Source organism: Paenibacillus larvae subsp. larvae (genome assembly GCF_002003265.1).
Classification (GTDB): domain Bacteria; phylum Bacillota; class Bacilli; order Paenibacillales; family NBRC-103111; genus Paenibacillus_H; species Paenibacillus_H larvae.
This window is the reverse complement of record NZ_CP019687.1, coordinates 1,465,228-1,485,089: the sequence shown is the minus strand read 5'-3', so window position 1 is coordinate 1,485,089 and position 19,862 is coordinate 1,465,228. Positions and strand designations below refer to the sequence as shown.

The following is a 19,862-nucleotide window of genomic DNA, read 5'->3' as shown; positions in this document are numbered from 1 at the left end:
ATGGATGAAATCAAAGTATCGAAAAACTATTGTGCATTGCATGGATTTTAATAAAACGATATTGGGCAAAAGGGAGAGGCGTGCCGTTATAGGATAAAATGGTAACAACTCCAAAAGCATTTCTGCTTTATTTTATGCTCAAATTTATTAAATCGGAACGGTGAAATCCTTGTATCAAGCTCCCTAATGCATATAGGACTCTTTTGTTCCGGATTCAGGTTCCGGCAAAATAGACAATCTTTGCGTAATGCGCTATCATGTATGCTTGTATATTAAGCTCGAAGGGAGACAATCTGCATGAAATTTATACGTGTTGAATCCATGGAACAATTAGAGGCCTGCCTCGTGATCAGACGGGAAGTTTTTGTAAGCGAACAACAGGTCCTGCTTGAAGAAGAATTTGACGATTTTGATCATACACCCGAGTCTTGCCATCATGTGCTGATTGAGATAGACGGAGACTATGCGGGAGCGGCAAGATGGAGAGCCTATGATTCCAGTACCGCCAAGCTTCAGCGTATCGCTGTTAGGAAGAAATACAGAGGACAGGGACTGGGCCGTGTTCTTGTTCTTGGAATGGAGGATCAGGCCCATGATGCAGGCTATGAGTATGCGGTGCTGGATGCTCAGTGCCAAGCAGAAAAATTTTATCAAAAACTGGGTTATGAGACTCTTCCTATTGAACCTTTTTATGACGCGGGGATTCTGCACGTTCGCATGGCAAAAGCCCTATGAATTCATTAACTTGATGAACCAGATCCGAGAGGAAGCAGAGATGAGGGATGCCCTTCTGCAATCGGAAATGTAATGATAAATTTGGTACCGTTTTCGGGGAAGCTCTCTACTTCCATCGTTCCTCCGTGATCCTGAACGATCTTATGGCAGATAGAAAGGCCGAGACCGGTACCTGTTTCTTTTGTTGTATAAAAAGGAGTAAAGATTTTTTCCACTCTATCTTGGGGAATGCCTGTTCCCGTATCTTCCACCTCCAAAACGACATCTTCTTTCAGACGGGAAAGGCGAAGCGTAACTTTTCCCTTTTTTTGCATGGCTTCATAGGCATTTTTAATTAAATTCATCAGCATCTGAACGATTTTATCCTCGTCCATCAAAACATAAGCATCTTCAGCGGGAGCCTGATATACGACTTCATGACCGAGTTTTGTTCCTTCTGCACTAGTTAGCCAGATGACCCTCAATATACAGCTGTGTAGAGAATGAATACGGAATTGGATAGCATGGGGCTTGGAAAACTGGAGAAATTCTGATGTCAGCTCACTCATCCTTTTGATTTCATCCATGATCAGCTCATACCAGTTCCTGATGTTGTACTCATTTTCCTTGGCAATCTGAAGAAAACCTTTAACAGTCGTAAGGGGATTGCGGATTTCATGAGCCATCCCGGAAGCAAGCTCCCCCACAACTCTTAGTTTTTCTGTTCTTAGGAGATGCTCTTCCTTTTTCAGCCATTTATCCCTCTTTCTTTGATATAACTGATGTTCCGCCTCCAATACCAGATCATCCTTAGTAGAGCCGTCATCCGGGTAGCAGGCAATACCATAGGTCACACCGATTCCGGTCAAATTAGGTAAAATGTAATCAAGATACTGCTGTACAGAGGAGACTGCTGTTTCCTTGTTGTCATAGGTAAATGCAACCGCAAACTCGTCCCCTCCATACCTGGCAATAATTTCTGCTTCACTAAATAAAATGTTCAGCAAATCGGCAATTTGTTTCAGCATTGTATCTACAGCCTGGAATCCCTTTGTGTTGTTCATCGTCTTTAGATCTGTACAATCAATAATAACAAGAAGGGCACTTTTTGTATTTTCCAGCAGCTGTGAGAGCCGCTTATGGCATTCCTCGTAATTCCAAAGACCAGTCAAGGTATCGTGGGTAATCAACATATTGCGCTCCCGGTTAAGCGTCTCGGCAGACTGTGCCAACCTCACTATTTTTTTTGAAATGGTAATAACACAGATAAAATTAAGAATATAGAAGACGATAGTGACAGGAAGTTGAAGCGAAAGAAGATCTGAAGTTTGCATGCAGATCATAATATAACTATTCAAGTAGGCCGTATATAATACAATTCTGAATTTCCGGTTTCGGTAGGTATAGTAATCTTGGGCGATCGTCAATAAATACAAGGTCAGGCTCCAATCCAACTGACTGGCATAATGAAGCCCGCACAAAGCAGTAAGTCTGATAAGAGCATAAAGCGGTTCATACGGAGACTTAACAACCAGGGTGTAAAGAAAAATGAAAAGGGAACTAATCATTAGAAGGGGAGACTCTGAGTATCCATAGATCAGGGAGATGAATGTCATAACGAGGGCGTAAAGGGAGCAAACTGCTTGGAAGGGCATCAGTTCAAATCCTCCGTTTCATACACTTTATCACAAAAATTACATTTCTCTGTACAAAAGCCAAATCCTTTCTTGCAAGAAAAAAATTCCGTAATTTCATTGTGATAAACCTTTTACCGAATAGTTTTCCAACTGCCGAACATACTATAGCTAATCTTGGAAAAGGGAGGAAACTCTGTGGAACGTGAAACAATCGTTGCTGTGCAAAAAAATGGAGACGGTGATTTGACTGCATTTAAAACTTCAACCGGACGCGTGCTCGATTACAGCCAGGCTCTGGCTGAAGTGCAGAATGGAAATATTGCCGGTGTAAATGCGTTTAAAGGAAGAGATGGGGAACTTATCTTCGTGGTGATGCTGATGGAGACCCGACGAACAATTTGGATAATCTCCCGATGTTTTGAATGATACCCAAAGCCGGACTCTCGAAGTCCGGCTTTTTTTGCGAACATGCTGAAGTAATCTTTCGCAGGATCCGGAATGTTTGGCGCCTTCTAAAAAGACAATGAATCGTTTTTCCTGATCCTTACAATTTCAAATATCAAATTCATAAGTTTGATGCTGCTCTATGAAGGTCATTCTGCCTGTCCGGCCAACATAATCTTGTTTATTATCTCCATAGTGCATTAAATAAACCCGGGACTGTATTTCTTCCGGAAGAGTGAGCAGTTCTTCGAGTGTAGCATGTACGGCTCCAGGAGGGGTAAATTGGCAGTCATGCAGAATATAACGGATATTTCTTTCCTTGACCATTTCCTTGATCAGCAATTCAGGTGTGAATACCATATCAGCACTGTAGAACATCTGATTATTTATTACAAGGGAATAACTTGGCTTATGCGGGATATGCCGGGTACGAATCAGTTCGATTTGAAGGTCTGGCGCCAGTTGAAACGGCTTTCTCTCTTCCAGGACATGGACATGGAAGTAATCCTCAAGCTGTGTTAATCCGTCACCGATATTTTCCATACCGCCTTTGAGCACATGTTCCCATACAGCTTCGCGCAAAGAAGAGGCGATATACAGATGGGGCTTTCGGGCATTTTCGAAACGCATCCGGAAACCGAATTCCTCCAGTCCTCCCGCATGGTCCGAATGGAGGTGGGTGATCAAAATAGCATTGATCTGATCAATAAAGACTCCTACCTCGTGCATAGCTCGCAGTGCGGAGTTTCCGCAGTCGACGAGAAGTGTAAATCCGGAGGGGGCAGTAAAAAGGGCATTATTGTTGTAGTAACGTTTGGCAAATGCGCTGCCAGTGCCTAACATATACAGCTTCACAGATGTCGGCCTCACTTTCCTGACATGTTAAAATATACTTAACAGCTTAGCAGGTTTACTCTTGTATGTATGCTAAGCAATGCTATAATAATCAATATAAAGTAAAATCAATTTCATAATACCATAAGTTGGCGGTGAAATTGATTACTAGCAAACAAGAGATAGGAGGAGCTACCGTGACATCGTATCTACATGTAGCTTCTTTGCTCGGTTCCTTGGGAGCGGCCTTGATGGTAATTTTGATTAGGGTCCGGGCTACCAAAAAACCGACGAACGCAAAGAAAATTATTATGCCACCCGTAGGGATGAGCACAGGATTCTTGATGTTTATAGCTCCCTTTACGAGAATACCAGTAACATGGGGGCTGCTTGCTTTTGCAGTAGGGGCCATATTTTTCTCTTACCCGCTGATCCGGACATCCCGATTCTATAAAATAAACGATGAGGTATACCTGCACCGGTCCAAAGCCTTTATCTTCATCTTATTGATACTGCTTGCCATCCGCATGGCGATGCATACCTATATTGAAGAATTCGTGACTTTACCGCAAACAGGGGCCATTTTCTTCCTGCTTGCCTTCGGTATGCTGCTCCCTTGGCGGTTGGTCATGTATCTGCAATACCGGAAACTATTGAAACAAGAGTCCGCATAAGAGGAATTAGGAAGGCTGTCCGAAGTAGGACGGCTCTTCTTTCATCATTTTTACGATCAGCTTATCCAGTTTTTCGCTGAGTTCCAATACCTTGGGATGGTGAAAATTATACTGGTTCTCTTCAGCAGCGTGCTTTAACTGTACTTTTAGCTGTTCAATCTCCCTATCCAACTCGCACGAGCCAGTCAAGCATTACACCTCCTAAAGATTACTAGCTTGTCTATTAGTTTACATGTCCAAGAAAGGAATTACAAATTTCCATTATCCTTGCTAAAGGAGTCAATAGGTCTATGTGGTGGTGGTTGTGGTGGTTGTGGTTATTCTTATTTGTTCTAATTGTTTTAATAGCCTGCTGTTCAGGAATTACTCTTTATGTCGGCTGGCAGCTTACTCATCCGAAACGGAAAACGGTGGACGATTCCCCGGACCGTTACGGTCTTACATATGAACCCATTTCATTTGCAAGCAGGTCTAAAGATGTACGTTTGCAAGGATGGTTTATCCCAGCTTTGACTCCGCCCGCCAAGATGACTTTGATCCTGGCTCACGGATATGCCGGAACGAGGTTGGAATTAGGGCTTCCTATGCTTGCATTTGCCAAAGATCTGATCTCTGAAGAATTCCAGGTGGTGATGTTCGATTTCCGGAATTGCGGTGAATCCGAAGGAACCATGACAACCGTGGGGTACCATGAGAAACAGGATCTGCTGGGAGCCATAGATTGGGTAAAGGAGAAGGAGCCTTCACAGCCTATCGGACTTATTGGATATTCGATGGGTGCAGCCACTTCTATTCTGGCTGCCGGAGAAGAGCCTGATGTAATGGGAGTCGTTGCTGACAGCCCGTTTCACAGGTTAACCCCTTATGTCAGGGATAATCTTCCTGTTTGGTCGGGGCTTCCCCATTTTCCTTTTACAGCGCTCATTCTCAGGCTTCTGCCGCCTATCATGAAGGTCAGCCCTGATGATGTGGATGTGCAAGCGGCTGCCGAGCGTATTTACCCTAGACCCATATTGTTTATACACAGTGAACATGATGAGGCAATTCCGTACACGGAAAGTAAAAGAATGTTCGAATGCCATTCTGATATGTTTTCATACTGGCAGACCTCCGGAGCTCAGCATGTTGGGTCCTATGCTAAGTCCCCACAGTTATATGTCGGCAAAGTTAAACGTTTTTTTAATCATATTTTGGAAGAAAATGAAAAGAATAATCGAAGAGGACCGATTACCCCTTGCCATGATAAAACAGCTAAAGAAACTGAAATTCCTTACAGGACTGAGTTTGACCTGCCTGGATGAACATGGTACGATACATGGGTAATAAGTAATAAACCTACATGAAATGAGGTTCGAGTCATGAGCGAACATAATCACGACAACTGCGGCTGTGGCCACGATCACAACCATGACCATGATCATGAAGACGGTGTAATCATCTTTACGGATGAGAATGATGTAGAACGTGAGATGGAACTGATCTACATGTTTGAGGACGGAAATCAGCAATACGCCGTTTTATTAGAACGAAACAATCCGGAAGAAGGAGCGGTTATTTTCCGCTATGATGAAGAAGGGGACGAATCCTTCCTTACCGGGATTGAAAGCCAGGAAGAATGGGACCGTGTAGTAACCATTTATAACCAAATTCTTGAAGAAGAGAATGCGGAGTGAGATTTTGCCATTTCAAACGCCCTTCCCGAAAAGGAAGGGCGTTTCAAGCATGTAAAGCATCTGAATCAAGACTGTTATTTACGTGGTTGAAAGTGCATAGTGCGTCCATTAAACAGCTTTAATTGTGCTTTTAGATGGCGGGCCAAAAACTTGCCGAATTCGTTTCCCTTAGATTTGTCCCCGGGAGTGCAATCATCAGGAAGGACAATCTGTACAAAGGAGCGATCCTCCCCATCCGCCTGTTCGCGGCCTACTCCAAATACGATATGCTTGTACAAAAAGTTCGTTCCTTTTAAATAAAACCACTGATCTTTGGCTTCCTGCTTAGTTTCAATCGTATATGGGAAACCAGCATCCGCATAGTCCCAGTTCAACTGCTGGGCTGTTTTGGTGAGTTGGTCCAGGTAATAAAGCAGTTTTTCCTTAAGCTCCTCCGGCGAAAGGGAAGAGACCGCAGAAGTCGGGGCAAAATAGATAAAAGCGCTTTGACTCATGTCGAATACACCGCCTCCATCTGTGGTTGTGATTACCATTTTATGTAGATTATGATACCACTACGCCGTCTTGATTGGCAACCGCTTTCAGGATTATTAAAAAGAAGAGAAACCGGTAGTTTCCGGTTCCTTACGGATTTCTTTTAGAAAATCGCTTCAGTTTCGACGATTACTTTTACGTTTCTGCAGCTCCTGTCTTCCGGTCCCTTAACGGGCAGACCCACATCGACATGTTCGGTGATATAATCGATATTTTCCTGGGATATGACCTCCCCCGGTAGAAGAATAGGGATTCCTGGGGGATATACATAGATGAATTCGGCGATAATACGTCCCGCGGATTCCTTGAAGGGGACAATTTCCGTATCTCCATAAAAAGCATTCCGGGGTGTAAGGGAAAGCTGAGGGATCTCCGGGATCTTAATAATCAACTCGTTAGCTGTATTTTTCTTATAGTAACTTTCCGCCAGTTCAGTCAATGCTTTAAGCAGTATGTCAATGTTCTCATCGGTATCACCGGGGGTAATTAAGCAAAGAATGTTATACATATCGCTGAGCTCGACCTCTATATTGTAATGATCACGCAGCCAATTCTCGACGTCATATCCGGTTAATCCAAGATGGCGGACGTGAATGGTAACTTTCGTAGGGTCGTAATAAAAGGTAGCTTCCGAGCCGAGAATTTCTTCTCCGAAACAGTACAAACCCGGTATTTCATTTATGGCTTGTCTTGCTTTTTGAGCCAGCTTAGTGGTACGTTCTGCTAAGTTATGACCGTGAAGAGCCAGCTGCCGCCTTGCTGTATCCAGGGAAGCCAGAAGGATATAAGAAGTCGAGGTGGTAGTTAGCATGCTCATAATAGTCTGAATGCGTTTGTGATTTACTCTTGGGCCTTGCACATTCAATACTGAACTTTGGGTTAAAGAACCGCCGAGCTTATGAACACTGGTAGCAGCCATATCAGCCCCCGCTTGCATAGCGGACATCGGCAACTGGTCGTGAAAATGAATTAGCACACCATGGGCCTCGTCTACAAGAACAGGTATATCGTAGCTGTGGACAAGTTCTACAATTTCCTCCAAATGAGTGACTACTCCATAATAAGTTGGATTGATAACCAGCACGGCTTTTGCATCCGGATGTTTTTCAAGAGCCCGCTTGAGTGAACGGGTTGTTATTCCATGGTCAATACCAAGATTTTCATCACGGACCGGCTGAATAAAGATCGGTTTTACCCCGGCAAAAATAATTGCTGCCATAATGGATTTATGAACATTACGGGGGACGATAATCTTATCGCCTTCATTGCAGACGGACATAATCATGGTCATAATAGCACCGCTTGTCCCCTGTACTGAGAAGTAGGTATGATCAGCGCCGAATGCGTCCGCTGCCAACTTCTGAGCTTCCTCTATAACACCGGACGGTTGATGCAAGTCATCAAGGGGTGCTATATTAATGAGATCTATGGACAAGGCTTGCTTGCCCATAAAAGCCCGAAATTCCGGGTCCATGCCTACTCCTGTCTTATGGCCGGGGATGTGGAATTGTATCGGTCTCTTCTCCGCATGCCGTTTTAATGCGGAAAACAGGGGAGTGCGATGATGATCCATCTGAACATCTCTTCCCTTCTATTTGGATTCAAAAAATTAAAACAAAGAAGAGTATATCAAATTAGCACAGACATGCAAGCGTTTTTGAAAAATAGTTTGTTCCATTTTCGTAAAAGATAAAAAAGTAAGGCTAAAAACAGGGATATAGAGGAGGACCTTAAGTGCAGACAGAAACAATGGAGGGAAGAAGAAAAGTATTTTCCCCATTTGTGATTCAGCTTTTGATGATTATGTTTATTGTGGAATTCGTTAAAGGGGCCCTTTTGCTCACTATTTTGCCGATTTATATGAAAACAATTCTTGGAGCTTCCGCTTTTATTGTAGGGTGGACACTGGCTGCCCAATATATAGGGGATAATGCGTTCCGGACCCCTGTCGGTTGGTTTATCGATAAATTCGGATACCGTATTAGCATGCTTACGGGGGTCATATGTACATTCGGATCTGTGGTGATGATGGCTACTCTTACCCAATATGGATGGATTATTCTGGCTTGTGCTCTGTTGGGTATCGGGACGGCTCCTCTTTGGCCCGCTGTTATTTCAGGGACTACTGAAGTAGCGGGGGAGAAAGCCAAAGGTGTAGTAATGAGCGTGGTCTATATGGCTTGGCTCTCAGGAACAGGTCTTGGGCCGGTTATTATCAACTTTTTCATTTCGGATAACTCTTATACAAAGGCTTTTTGGCTCCTGCTCATCAGCATGGGGCTTGTAGTCTTGATTGCATTCTTCCTGCCGAACCAGATCAGGAAAAACGTGATCTCGAAAAATGATGTAGAGTTTGCAGAAAGTCTCACCCAGAGTGCTCCAAAAACAGGTACCGGTAAAAGATGGGAGCGAGTACGGCAATACCTGGGAGAAGTAAAAAGAGATATGAACAAGATGGCAGTAAGCCGCTTGTTATTTCCCGCCATGTTTATTCAAACATTTGCTTTGGGGATTCTTACACCTATTCTCACGATTTATGCCAGAGAAATCTTGCATCTGTCACCGAACCAGTATAGTCTTTTTCTGGTAGTGGGAGGAGGGGTCATTGTTTTGCTGCTGATGCCTGTCGGAAAGCTTGTGGACAAATTTGGTACAACATGGTTCTTAACTGCCGGTTTAATCATCAGCTCCGCTTCATTAATGGCTATTACGTTTATGCCAAACATGACTCTGATTTATGTTCTTGTCATTGCACTAGGCCTTGGCTACGCAATGATTATTCCGTCGTGGAATGCCCTGATAGCAAGTGCAGTTCCTCCCGAGAAAAGAGGGGTAGTTTGGGGGTTTTTTCTTACGATTGAAGGATTAGGGATGATTGTCGGCCCGATTATTTCCGGTAAGTTATGGGATCTGTTTAACTATCATGTCCCTTTCATTACCAGCGGGTTTTCACTGCTTGTTCTTTTAATCCTGGGGTGGAGGATTTCCTCCAAACAGACAAGGCTTTCTGCGGCATAATACCCTTTTTGTTGATAATTAACAACTAAGTGTTCCATCTGGACAAAAATCCGTGAAGCTCCATGATGAACAAACGTTTTTTTCAATTCAGGCTGAAAAGGGATTTCTTGAATCCCGTTTTGGCCAAAAAAAAGCTGCCCCTATCGAGCAGCGTTCATACGGAAGTTTACGATGGTTATTGCATGAATGAATTCCCTTAGAATAAACATGACGTATCTGATTGACGGTTCCAACAGGACGTCAAGGCGCTATGCTCTAAACATTCAATTTCATACACATGACTCAAATTCATCATCAAGATATGGCTGCGCAGCTGCAGTGAAGTCTTACCGCGCAAGCAGGTATCATAGTCAGATTGGCAGCCCTCCCTTCAGATTATTCCTATTGATCAATGACGGGTTATTCATTGACAAGCTCATTGTACAACCAAATTCTGATTCAAACTTTAAAATAACCTTAGGATAACCTAAATTTTTTCTGAAGACTAAGCCCAATAGGAAGGGAAAATGGGCTAAAAAGCAAGTTTATACAGCGGCATGAGCTGTTCAAAAATCATCTTTGCTGTTTCCATAAAACGCTCACCGTCCTGAAGTACAGGATCATGAACAGCAAAATGGCGGCCAATAAGTAATTCCGCTTTCTTTACATCCCGGAAACGGACAAGCGCCTGTTCATATGCTTCCTGATCAAGGTCTCCGGCGCGTACTGCATCTTTCTTCATATGGTCGAAAGACAAAACATAATCCTCCGGTATCTGGCGGCGTACGTCATCCAAATGTTGAAGGAATGATGAAGCTATTTTTTTCTTATCAGGGAGCTCATAAATAAAGGCAAGCCAGACAAAAACATGATCGTCAAAAAGCCCGATCTGAAAGTGGGGGTGCTGTTTATATCCCCGTTTGTTATGGCAAAAGGCCATCCAGGTATCTTTGGGCGGATTGACCGTACGCCTTGCATGCTTGGCAATATGAACAAACATTTCATTTCCTGCCATCATGGCCAGGTCATCACAAAGCAGTTCCCCAAGCTCCTTGAATTTAGGCTGAATCCTCTCCCGGATGGCCTTCATTCTTTCATCTAAACCTTCTATGGTGAATGTATCAAAATCGGAAGGGGTAAACCCGGAAAATGTCATATTCCTCATCCTTTGCATATCTAAATTGAAGTTGTCCAAGACAGGAGTCTTACTAAACTTTATGTAATATTTATCATAACATATCTCCAGCCGAATTTGGAAAGAGAGGAGGCAATACGATTAAAAAAACGCTTGCACAATCAAAAATGATATGCTACTATTTTTTTATCAACTTAATATATTAACCTATTAACATATAAAGGGGTGATAAAGTGACGATTCCCAAGTATCAGCAAATCAAGCAAAGCCTTCTCTATAAGATTAAAAATGGCCAGTTTCAGCCTGGAGATAAATTTTACAGTGAAGCTGAATTGAGAAAGGAATATAACGTCAGCGCAATTACGGTTATTAGGGCTGTTCAGGAACTGACAAATGAGGGTTACCTCGTCCGCTATCAGGGAAAAGGAACTTATGTTTCAAAGGCCAGAATAGGGAAAATCGTTAAGTTTACAGAACGGGAAAAATATAGCGACAAATCAGAGTCCGTTCAAGTATTGCAGCTTGAAAAGATAGCGGATCCAAGAATATCCAAGGAACTAAAGCTTCCGGCAAAAACCCCTTTTTATCTGATTAAGCGGCTTCGGCTTATTGACGGCATGCCGTTTATCCTTCAGCATTCCTATGTGCCGCTTGAGTTTATTAAAGAAGAAGACACGCTTGACCCGTCTGCTTTTACTTCTGTGTATGAGAAAATCCGAGAATATACGGGCATTAATTTGTTTCAGGCTAATTCCGAAGAATTGACGGAGATTTGTTTCCCTACACCGAAGGAAGAAAGTGAATTGCTTCAGATCGGCATTAACGAACCTTCCGCTTTTGTAAGGCGGCATACTTATCTTTTTGACGGCAGAGTTGCTGAATATATAGAAAGCTATAAGCGGTGGGATTATTTCAGCGTCAAAATTGAATCTGTATGAAGAGTGGTGGAGACATGAATGTTTTAGTTGTTTCACATGAAGGCATGGCAAGCGGTCTTGTAAAAGCGGTTCGGATGATCATTGGCCCGCAAGAACAGCTTTTTTGGCTGGAATTGACAGAAGAAGGGGGGGTACTGCCTTTTGCTGCTGAATTAGAAGCCAGATTAAATAGCTGGCAGAAGTCAGGACAATCCGGACTTCTATTTACCGACCTGCTTGGGGGAACTCCTATGAACCAGGCTATGGCGGTAACTACAAAACTGGACCTTACTAAGAAGGTCAAAATTATAAGCGGATATAATTTAGCAATAGTTTTGGAAGCGCTATCTATAGAGGATACTTCGTTTGAAAATGTGGATATAAACCAGTTGTTGGAAGCAGGAAAACAAGGAATTGCATACCCTGAACCGGGGGCTTCATTGGCACATGATTTAGATGAATAGGAGCTGTGAACATGACAACGATTGAATGGTGGCAAATTCTTCTTTTGACTCTCTATTCAGCATTTGCGATTTATGACGGCAATAATACAACGTTTGGATTTGTTAAACCGACGATGGCAGGTTTTTTTGCAGGACTTGTTTTAGGGGATATCCAAACAGGAATGATTGTCGGAGGTACTTTAAACTTGCTGGTTCTTGGCGTAGGAAATTTTGGCGGAGCATCCATTCCGGATTATATGACCGGAGCGTTGCTTGGAACTACCTTTGCGGTTTTAAGCGGTAAGGGGGCCGAGTTTGGGGCAACACTGGCGATCCCAATCGGATTGCTGATGGTACAGCTTGATGTTTTTGCACGTTTCACCAATACCTTTTTCCAGCATCGTGCCGAGAAATTAGTGGAAAGCGGCAATTTGAAAAAAGCGTCCCGGATGAACTTGTGGGGACTGGTTCCGACCTCCCTTTCCAGAATGATTCCCGTATTCCTTGCACTGGTATTCGGATCGGCATTTGTCCAGCAAATTGTGGAGGGTATTCCGGCCTGGTTAATGAGCGGTTTGCAGACGGCGGGTAAGATTTTGCCGGCACTTGGTATTGCCATCCTGCTTCGCTATTTGCCTGTGAAAGCGAATTTCGCGTTTCTGATTATCGGTTTTTTCATCGCTGCTTATTTAAAAGTATCTGTATTGGGGGCGGCACTGGTCGGGCTTGCACTGGCGATGATTTTCTTCCAAATGTTCAGTAAGGAGAAAGAAGAAGCACTGACAGGAAGCGGAGGTATGGGCGATGAGTAAAGTGTTGGACCGGGGTCTGAATAAATCTTTCTGGCGCTGGTATTTTTTCGGGCAGGCCGGCTGGAACTACGAGAAAATGCAGGGTCTCGGCTATTATTACAGTATGTACCCCATGTTGGAATCGGTTTATAAGGACGAGGAAGAAAAGAAAGAGGCGGCAATGAATCACCTTCAGTTTTTTAATACAAATAACTCAACCGCACCGGTTATCCTTGGAGTTAACACAGCACTGGAAAAAGAAAAAGGAATCGCTGCAAAGGATACAATCACTTCGCTGAAGACTGGGATGATGGGACCGCTTGCCGGCATCGGGGATACATTGTTTTTTGTTATTCCGACCACGATTATCGGATCGATCGCTTCATATTTGGCACTAAAGGGAAATCCTGCGGGACTTGTTCTGTGGATATTATTCGGAATATTCAGACTCATATTTATGCGAATCTTCGCCTGGGGGGGTACCGGGAAGGAGTTAAACTGGTTAGCGAGTTCGGAGGCAAACTGAAGAAAATCACCAAAGCGGCAAATATCCTCGGGATTACCGTTGTTGGTGCCTTGATTCCTACGGTCATTAAAGCGAATTTTGCTTATGAGTTCCAAAATGGAGATGTGAAGCTAAAGGTTCAGGATTTAGCGGATCAGATTATGCCTGCTTTTGCACCCGTATTAATCGTGTTTCTTACCTACTGGCTGCTTGGAAGGAAGAAAATGAATTCTACCCGGGTCATTTTTATTCTGATTTTATTTGGAATTATCGCTTATAATTTAAAAATTCTAGCATAAGAGGTGTGAAATAATGGAAGGAATCGTTCACATTCGTATTGATGACAGGCTTATCCATGGACAGGTTGCAACACGTTGGGCTACCGGCCTTAAAGTAAACCGCATCATGGTTATTGACGATGAGGTAGCGGCAAATGAGAATGAGAAAGCCATTTTACGAATGGCCGCACCGTCCAGTGTCAACACTTCCATTCTTGGATTTGAAAAAGCGGTTGCTAATCTCCAAAACGGCAATTACAGAGGGCAGCGTGTCTTACTGATTGTGAAAACACCAGAAATTTTAGCAAATATGATGGAGCGTGGCCTGAAATTCCCACAGGTCAATATTGGAAATATGTCCAACCGTCCCGGAACCAAACAAATAAAAAAATCCGTCAGCATGACTTCATCAGAAGTTTCATCCATCGAATTACTGATGAGTCAAGGTGTTAAAGTCACCGCTAAGATGGTACCGGACGAACCGGACACAGACATCGAAGTATTTTTAAGGAAAATTTAAGGAATATAAGAGTATAACCATGAGGTATGTTGAAACGTTTTATGAGAATATAGATACCATTTTAAAACAAATTCGCACCACACAGCAGGAAACAATCGGGCAGGCTGCTGAGATTGTTGCTGAAACTGTAGAGAAAGGGGGCATTATCCAATCTTTCGGTTCCGGCCATTCCTTTTCGGCTGCTATAGAAGTGGCTGGAAGAGCAGGGGGATTCGTAAACTCCAAAGCAATAAAAGAGTTTTATGGAATTAACGGCTGGTTTGAGGTAATTGAAGGCGTCGGGGAAACGTTTATCCGGCTTGTAGACCGGAGGAAAGAGGATTGCTTTATTTTCATCTCCAATTCAGGCAAAAATCCTTTGCACATAGATATGGCCCAATATGTAAAAGAGAAAGGGAACAAATTGATTGCGGTGACCAATTTGAACGAATCCAGTCAGGCGAAAAGTTTGCATTCAAGCGGAAAAAAGCTGTACGAATTAGCCGATGTCGTCCTGGATAACTGCGGGGAACCCGGCGATTGTTCCATTAACATTGAAAAATATGGCATCAAGGTTGGTCCGACATCTGCCATCGCAGCGGCGTATTTGCTTGACAGCGTGATATTGCAGGCCATCGAGATTTTGGTGGACAAAGGAATCGAACCGCCGATCATGAAAAGTGCTAACGTAGAGTACGGCAGAACCTATAATGACCAGTTGATGGAAAAATACAAAGATCGTCTGCAACGTGTGTAAGGGGGCAAACAGGATGATATATACAAAAGCCGCTTGGGAAGAAACGTTTCGGCATAACCATCTCGGTCAAATAGCTATTCGGGAGGAGCTTGACTGGATTTGCGGAAAGCTGGGGCGGCAGCTTGAAAAATTCGGAAACCGTTTTCCATCCTCATGTGCCACTAACGGGAAATACCGCCTAAAGGACAATGATGACTGGACGAACGGGTTTTGGACAGGCATGCTATGGATGGCGTATGAATATTCAAAAGACAATACGTTTCGCGATAGGGCATTGCAGAATATCCAAAGTTTTCAGCAACGCCTGGAGCTCAATCTTGTACTGGATCATCATGACATCGGTTTCCTTTATACCCTTTCCGTTGGTGCCGGGCACAAAATAATGCAGGATCCTATGCTTTTGAAGGTACTGGTAGCCGCTGCTGAAAAGCTGGCTGCCCGCTATCAGGAAAAAGGCCGTTTTATTCAGGCATGGGGCAGGCTGGACGATCCCAATGAATACCGGCTAATTGTAGATTCATTGATGAACCTGCCGCTATTGTTCTATACCAGTGATAAGACGGGAGTCCCCAAATATCGCGAAATTGCGGAGAGTCATTTCCGCACACTTATCAGCACGATTGTCCGGGAAGATGCGTCTACATATCATACCTTTTTCTTTCATCCTGAAAACGGGATGCCTGCTTATGGGGCAACGCACCAGGGATATAGCGACAATTCGTGCTGGGCGCGGGGACAAGCCTGGGCGGTAGCAGGTCTGCCGCTGGTTTACCGCTACAGTCCCTATGATCAATTTGCTGTACTTTACGAAGACATCGCCAACTATTTTTTAACTCATTTACCTGACGATATTGTGCCTTATTGGGATCTGTCTTTTGATGCGGGCAGTAATGAACCGCGCGATACTTCAGCACTTGCAATTGCGGTATGCGGGCTTTTGGAAACAGCGGCGTTCTCTAAGGGGGCGTATCGTGAAAAACTGGTGAGAGTAAGTATCGGAATGCTTTCTGTTTTACGGAATGGATGGACTTCCAAAGAACATCCTGACATGGAGGGAATATTGCTTCATGGCATCTATGCTTATGCGGAAGGAAAAGGTATGGACGAACCAAATTTATGGGGCGACTATTTCTATATGGAAGCTTTGTACAGGCTGTACAATCCGGCGTGGAAAACGTATTGGTGAGGAGGAAAGTGATATGCTGCAGCAATATTTTACAAAAGTTCAGGAATTGTTGGATGTTGTGCTGGCAGAAGAACAGCAGCAGATGAAGAAGACTGGCGATCTGCTGGCAAAAACTATCGAAAATGATGGTGTAATATATATGTTTGGCAGCGGGCATTCCCATATTTTAACAGAAGAAGTATTTTATCGGGCCGGAGGACTTGCACCTGTTTATCCGATCTTAATTGAGCCGCTTATGCTGCACCTCGGAGCAGCCGCATCTTCACAAAATGAGCGAAAGAATGATTATGTCCGTTCTCACCTTGAGGGCTATCCGATTTCGGATAGAGATGCTTTGATCGTCATATCAACGTCAGGGCTCAATCCGGTCCCGGTTGATGTAGCCTTGTTTGCCCGGGAACGGGGAGCAATTGTAATAGCTATAACCAGTACGGTTTATGCTGCCACCCAACACTCCCGCCACAAAGCAGGCTTATTCTTAAAAGATGCCGCAGATATTGTGCTGGATAATCATGTGCCTGAGGGGGATGCTGTATTGGGACTGCCGGAAACGTTAATCAAGTTCGCTTCAGTCTCATCCATTGTCGGTATTGCCATGATTCAAGGAATGCTGGCTGAATGCATTTCCAAACTATCTGCTAACAATGCTGACATTCCAGTATTTAAAAGCGGGAATGTAACCGGGGCAGATGATTATAACAGTCGCTTGCTGGAACAATTCTCCGAAAAAATCCCTTTGCTTACGGAAAACATGGAAATATAAGGGGGTGAGTGTATGAAAAAACTGGGCATCTCCGTATTGCTTATACTGGTGATTTTCTCCGGTTCGTATCAGGGGAAATGGACTAAGGCAGAACCAATTCCGGACAACGAAAAAGCTTTATTGAACTGGCACGTATATTTAACCGGTGAAAAATTGGGACCGCAGGACACGGATTTATCCGCATTAATCGGGCAGAAGGAGGAAGAACTTCAAAACAAAGAAGGGACAGGAATTTGGGATACGATAGTCAAAGGTGAAGCAAATTCTTACTTATGGGGTAAGTATCAAAACTGGAAAACCAACTCTGCGGATATAACGGGAACGATTCAGGCGATCGAAAAAATGGCTGTACTGTACAACACTCAGGACTCCAAATACTATCATGATGCGGCACTCAAACAAGATATTTTATATGCGTTGGAGTGGTTTTACAGCAACATGTTTAATGAAAGCGTATCCAAAACATACGGAAACTGGTGGGATTGGGAAATCGGCGCTCCGCAAAGTTACAATAACACTTTAGTCCTGATGAAAAACGTATTAACGTCAGATACAGTAGGAAAATACCTTCGCGCTGTAGACTGGTTTGTTCCTAATCCGAATTACCGGCTTAACGGCATTAAAGAAACAGGGGCCAACTTATTGGACAAATGTCTGGTTGTTACAATCCGCGGCCTGCTGGAAAATAATACAGCTAAAATCACACTCGGGACAAGTTCTGCCGGAAGTGCCTACAATAAAGTGACCAGTGGAGACGGTTTTTACGAGGACGGCTCTTTTATCCAGCATAACTACGTGCCCTATACAGGCGGGTACGGGGAAGTGCTGCTTTCGAGAACTGCGGACTTGTTTGAGCTGCTTGAAGGAACGGCCTTTCTCTCACAGCTATCCGGTGTGGATCTCATTTATGATTATATCCCGGTGACTTATATGCCGTCTTTGTACGGTGGGGCAAGCATGGACATGACAAAAGGACGGGGCATTTCCAGAGAGTTTACCAACGATCGTTTAACCGGGCGCAATTTGCTTTACGAAATCTATATCATTTCAAGACAACACAGTAATATAAACTTCCGCCAGACCTATGCCGGCTTTGTTAAAAATGCCATTCTTTCCGATACAGCTTTTGCCAATTATTATGAAGGTTTATCCATTCATAAAGCCCAAATATTAAAGTCGCTTGTAGCGGATCGTTCAATTGAACCACTACCCGACAACCGTGATCAAAATGTAATGATGAGTGCAATGTCGCAAATGTTTCATCAAAAAAGCGATTTTGCCGTAGGAATCAGCATGTTCTCGAAGAAAATCAGTGCATTTGAGTATGGAAACGGTGAAAACAAAAAGGGCTGGTATACCGGAGCAGGGGCGCTTTATCTCTACAATGGCGATCAAACCCAATTTAGCGAAGATTACTGGCCAACCGTTGATATGATGCGTTTGCCGGGAATAACAACAGATCATAAAGAAGGTACGCTCACAGGTTGGAAAAATTATGCCAATACAAAATCATGGACCGGAGGAGTCTCCGATGGAAAAAATGGCTCTGCCAGTATGTACTACTCCATGTCTGGTGTAACGGGCAGCTCACTTGAAGCGAAGAAATCGTGGTTTTTGCTCGATGATAAGATCGTGGCACTGGGAGCGGGAATAAATTCGAAGGAAGCCCGGAATACCGAAACGATCGTGGATAACCGCAAACTTGAAAAAGATGGGGGTAATTTGGTTCAAGTTAACGGTACCCCCCTTCTATCTGGTGATAGCAAGACGTTATCCGCGGTGAAATGGGCCCATCTAGGAAGTCCAAAACATTACGGAGAGATCGGTTATGTTTTTCCGGAAGAGACAACCATACAGGCGGAAAAAGAAAAACGGCAAGGGAAATGGTCAGATTTAAGGGATGGCAGCTCTTCCAGTAGAGTAAGCAATTACTTCGCAACGTTTGCCATTCCACACGGCACACAACCAAGCGGGGCTGCCTATTCCTATATTCTTTTGCCCAACAAAAGTGCAGAGGAAACAGAAAAATACGCCAACTCGCCTGATATCACAATCATCGCGAATACACCGAAGCAGCAGGCGGTCAAGGATCATTCCGCAAATTTATGGATCGGCAACTTCCATGAAAAAGGGCGGCTTGGACAGGTCGAAGCGATGACACGCGGGGCAATCATGGTCAAGAACAAAGACGGTGGTTTGGAGTTGACATTTTCTGATCCAATGCGTGAGCAATCCCAATTAGTCTTTACATTACATGGATACACGGGTATAACTGTATCGGATTCCAATCCCGCCATATCAATCAGTGAGCATAGCTCCGGACAATCCGTTACTTTTACAATTAACACAGCAGCAAAAGACGGCCGTTCATATTATCTGAAAGTGAATTATATGAACTCCCTGTCTGAATTATGAGGAAAAGAGGCCTGCTGTTTCAAGTGAAATAATGCAATTTGCGTACGGTCCCGCAGGGAGAATTTGTCTAAGATCCCGGATATATAATTTTTTACTGTTTCTTCACTCAGAAATAAAGTCCCGGCAATTTCCTTGTTGGAAAGACCCTCGGAGATTTTCTCAACAATAGCCTGCTCCGCCTTTGTAAGCCCATATTGGTCCAAGGTTTGCAAAAAAGGGGTAGGCGCTTGTATGTACCCGGTTAATTTTTTGGAAATATCCGGATGAATCAGCCAGTTTCCCTGATATACGGTTTTTATACCATGTACAATCTGTTCTGGCGGAACATTTTTGAGGAGATAGCCGCAGGCACCGTTCCGCAGGGCTTCGATAATAAATTCATCATCATCAAAAGTAGCCAGTACCAGAATTTTGATGGAAGGGAATTGTTCATGAATCCGTTTGGTTCCCTCAACACCGTCGCATTCAGGCATTCTGTTATCCATCAGAATTACGTCCGCTTCATTACCTTCCATCAGCCATTTTAGCGCTTCTGCACCATTTTCGCAGGTGCCCATCACGTTCAGTTCTTCCTGCATCCCCAAAAGCATCCTCAGGCTTTCCCTGTCATGCAGAGCCCGGGAGATGCGTCTCCTTTCCTCTGCCTGGGCTGTTTTTTCAACCATT

22 protein-coding genes and 1 pseudogene are annotated in these 19,862 nt (G+C 43.8%); 16 read left to right on the top strand and 7 right to left on the bottom strand.

Annotated elements, in window-relative coordinates; all coding sequences use genetic code 11:
- The first annotated feature begins 291 nt into the window (after window positions 1–291).
- Complete coding sequence (locus BXP28_RS07675; protein ID WP_096761174.1) at window positions 292–735, top strand: GNAT family N-acetyltransferase; 444 nt, start codon at window positions 292–294, stop codon at window positions 733–735.
- 5 nt (window positions 736–740) lie between these two features.
- Here BXP28_RS07675 and BXP28_RS07670 read toward each other — a convergent pair whose 3' ends face one another.
- Window positions 741–2,369 carry an ATP-binding protein gene (locus BXP28_RS07670; RefSeq protein WP_024094452.1) on the bottom strand — a complete coding sequence of 543 codons (1,629 nt, stop codon included), beginning with the start codon at window positions 2,367–2,369 and terminating at the stop codon, window positions 741–743.
- Between the two features lie 156 nt (window positions 2,370–2,525).
- Between BXP28_RS07670 and BXP28_RS07665 the strand changes: the two are divergent.
- Window positions 2,526–2,773, top strand: a pseudogene (locus tag BXP28_RS07665) (DUF3892 domain-containing protein).
- Between the two features lie 130 nt (window positions 2,774–2,903).
- Here the strand turns inward: BXP28_RS07665 and BXP28_RS07660 are convergent.
- Window positions 2,904–3,650 (bottom strand): MBL fold metallo-hydrolase, encoded by a 747-nt coding sequence (locus tag BXP28_RS07660; RefSeq protein ID WP_230460703.1) that lies wholly within the window; start codon window positions 3,648–3,650, stop codon window positions 2,904–2,906.
- A 176-nt stretch (window positions 3,651–3,826) separates the two neighbouring features.
- Here BXP28_RS07660 and BXP28_RS07655 point away from each other — a divergent pair, with 176 nt between their 5' ends.
- On the top strand, window positions 3,827–4,303 hold the full coding sequence (locus tag BXP28_RS07655) for a CcdC family protein (RefSeq protein ID WP_036654742.1): 477 nt from the start codon (window positions 3,827–3,829) through the stop codon (window positions 4,301–4,303).
- 6 nt (window positions 4,304–4,309) lie between these two features.
- Here the strand turns inward: BXP28_RS07655 and BXP28_RS07650 are convergent, their stop codons facing one another.
- Window positions 4,310–4,492, bottom strand: a complete 183-nt coding sequence (locus BXP28_RS07650) for an aspartyl-phosphate phosphatase Spo0E family protein (protein ID WP_036654741.1) — start codon at window positions 4,490–4,492, stop codon at window positions 4,310–4,312.
- A 101-nt stretch (window positions 4,493–4,593) separates the two neighbouring features.
- On the opposite strand from BXP28_RS07650, the gene BXP28_RS07645 reads away from it, so the two are divergent.
- Window positions 4,594–5,604 (top strand): alpha/beta hydrolase, encoded by a 1,011-nt coding sequence (locus tag BXP28_RS07645; protein ID WP_077584999.1) that lies wholly within the window; start codon window positions 4,594–4,596, stop codon window positions 5,602–5,604.
- 57 nt (window positions 5,605–5,661) lie between these two features.
- Window positions 5,662–5,976, top strand: a complete 315-nt coding sequence (locus BXP28_RS07640) for a DUF1292 domain-containing protein (RefSeq protein WP_023483587.1) — start codon at window positions 5,662–5,664, stop codon at window positions 5,974–5,976.
- A 74-nt stretch (window positions 5,977–6,050) separates the two neighbouring features.
- Here the strand turns inward: BXP28_RS07640 and BXP28_RS07635 are convergent, their stop codons facing one another.
- A complete protein-coding gene (locus tag BXP28_RS07635) occupies window positions 6,051–6,470 on the bottom strand; it encodes a DUF1885 family protein (protein ID WP_023483588.1) in 420 nt (139 codons plus the stop codon).
- A gap of 143 nt (window positions 6,471–6,613) precedes the next feature.
- Window positions 6,614–8,083, bottom strand: coding sequence for an aminotransferase class I/II-fold pyridoxal phosphate-dependent enzyme (locus BXP28_RS07630; protein WP_036654739.1), 1,470 nt, complete (start codon window positions 8,081–8,083; stop codon window positions 6,614–6,616).
- 161 nt (window positions 8,084–8,244) lie between these two features.
- Between BXP28_RS07630 and BXP28_RS07625 the strand changes: the two genes are divergently transcribed.
- A complete protein-coding gene (locus BXP28_RS07625) occupies window positions 8,245–9,528 on the top strand; it encodes an MFS transporter (RefSeq protein WP_235430728.1) in 1,284 nt (427 codons plus the stop codon).
- Between the two features lie 511 nt (window positions 9,529–10,039).
- On the opposite strand, the gene BXP28_RS07620 is transcribed toward BXP28_RS07625, so the two are convergent.
- Window positions 10,040–10,663 carry a YktB family protein gene (locus BXP28_RS07620; RefSeq protein WP_023483591.1) on the bottom strand — a complete coding sequence of 208 codons (624 nt, stop codon included), beginning with the start codon at window positions 10,661–10,663 and terminating at the stop codon, window positions 10,040–10,042.
- Window positions 10,664–10,875: 212 nt separating this feature from the next.
- On the opposite strand from BXP28_RS07620, the gene BXP28_RS07615 reads away from it, so the two are divergent.
- From BXP28_RS07615 to BXP28_RS07575, 10 genes are read left to right on the top strand one after another with little or no spacing between them, the layout of a single operon-like run.
- Entirely contained in the window at window positions 10,876–11,580 is a 705-nt protein-coding gene (locus tag BXP28_RS07615; RefSeq protein ID WP_023483592.1) for a GntR family transcriptional regulator, read from the top strand.
- Between the two features lie 14 nt (window positions 11,581–11,594).
- Window positions 11,595–12,023, top strand: coding sequence for a PTS sugar transporter subunit IIA (locus BXP28_RS07610; protein WP_024094442.1), 429 nt, complete (start codon window positions 11,595–11,597; stop codon window positions 12,021–12,023).
- A gap of 11 nt (window positions 12,024–12,034) precedes the next feature.
- Window positions 12,035–12,814 (top strand): PTS mannose/fructose/sorbose/N-acetylgalactosamine transporter subunit IIC, encoded by a 780-nt coding sequence (locus BXP28_RS07605; protein WP_023483594.1) that lies wholly within the window; start codon window positions 12,035–12,037, stop codon window positions 12,812–12,814.
- The gene (locus BXP28_RS24110; RefSeq protein ID WP_257125675.1) at window positions 12,807–13,319 is read left to right on the top strand and encodes a PTS system mannose/fructose/sorbose family transporter subunit IID; all 513 of its coding nucleotides are present in this window, start codon (window positions 12,807–12,809) and stop codon (window positions 13,317–13,319) included. Before BXP28_RS07605 ends, BXP28_RS24110 begins: the two co-directional genes overlap by 8 nt.
- Window positions 13,217–13,597 (top strand): PTS system mannose/fructose/sorbose family transporter subunit IID, encoded by a 381-nt coding sequence (locus BXP28_RS24105; RefSeq protein ID WP_257125674.1) that lies wholly within the window; start codon window positions 13,217–13,219, stop codon window positions 13,595–13,597. Before BXP28_RS24110 ends, BXP28_RS24105 begins: the two co-directional genes overlap by 103 nt.
- 13 nt (window positions 13,598–13,610) lie before the next feature.
- Window positions 13,611–14,096: a PTS sugar transporter subunit IIB gene (locus BXP28_RS07595; RefSeq protein WP_023483596.1), complete on the top strand. Its 486-nt coding sequence runs from the start codon at window positions 13,611–13,613 to the stop codon at window positions 14,094–14,096.
- 19 nt (window positions 14,097–14,115) lie between these two features.
- A complete protein-coding gene (locus tag BXP28_RS07590) occupies window positions 14,116–14,832 on the top strand; it encodes an SIS domain-containing protein (RefSeq protein ID WP_023483597.1) in 717 nt (238 codons plus the stop codon).
- Between the two features lie 13 nt (window positions 14,833–14,845).
- Window positions 14,846–16,018 carry a glycoside hydrolase family 88 protein gene (locus BXP28_RS07585; protein WP_023483598.1) on the top strand — a complete coding sequence of 391 codons (1,173 nt, stop codon included), beginning with the start codon at window positions 14,846–14,848 and terminating at the stop codon, window positions 16,016–16,018.
- Between the two features lie 13 nt (window positions 16,019–16,031).
- Window positions 16,032–16,781, top strand: coding sequence for an SIS domain-containing protein (locus BXP28_RS07580; RefSeq protein WP_023483599.1), 750 nt, complete (start codon window positions 16,032–16,034; stop codon window positions 16,779–16,781).
- A gap of 12 nt (window positions 16,782–16,793) precedes the next feature.
- Window positions 16,794–19,196, top strand: a complete 2,403-nt coding sequence (locus BXP28_RS07575) for a polysaccharide lyase 8 family protein (protein WP_023483600.1) — start codon at window positions 16,794–16,796, stop codon at window positions 19,194–19,196.
- Here the strand turns inward: BXP28_RS07575 and BXP28_RS07570 are convergent.
- Complete coding sequence (locus tag BXP28_RS07570; protein WP_046655202.1) at window positions 19,169–19,861, bottom strand: response regulator; 693 nt, start codon at window positions 19,859–19,861, stop codon at window positions 19,169–19,171. The two genes, BXP28_RS07575 and BXP28_RS07570, sit on opposite strands and share 28 nt — an antisense overlap.
- Between the last annotated feature and the right edge of the window lies 1 nt (window position 19,862).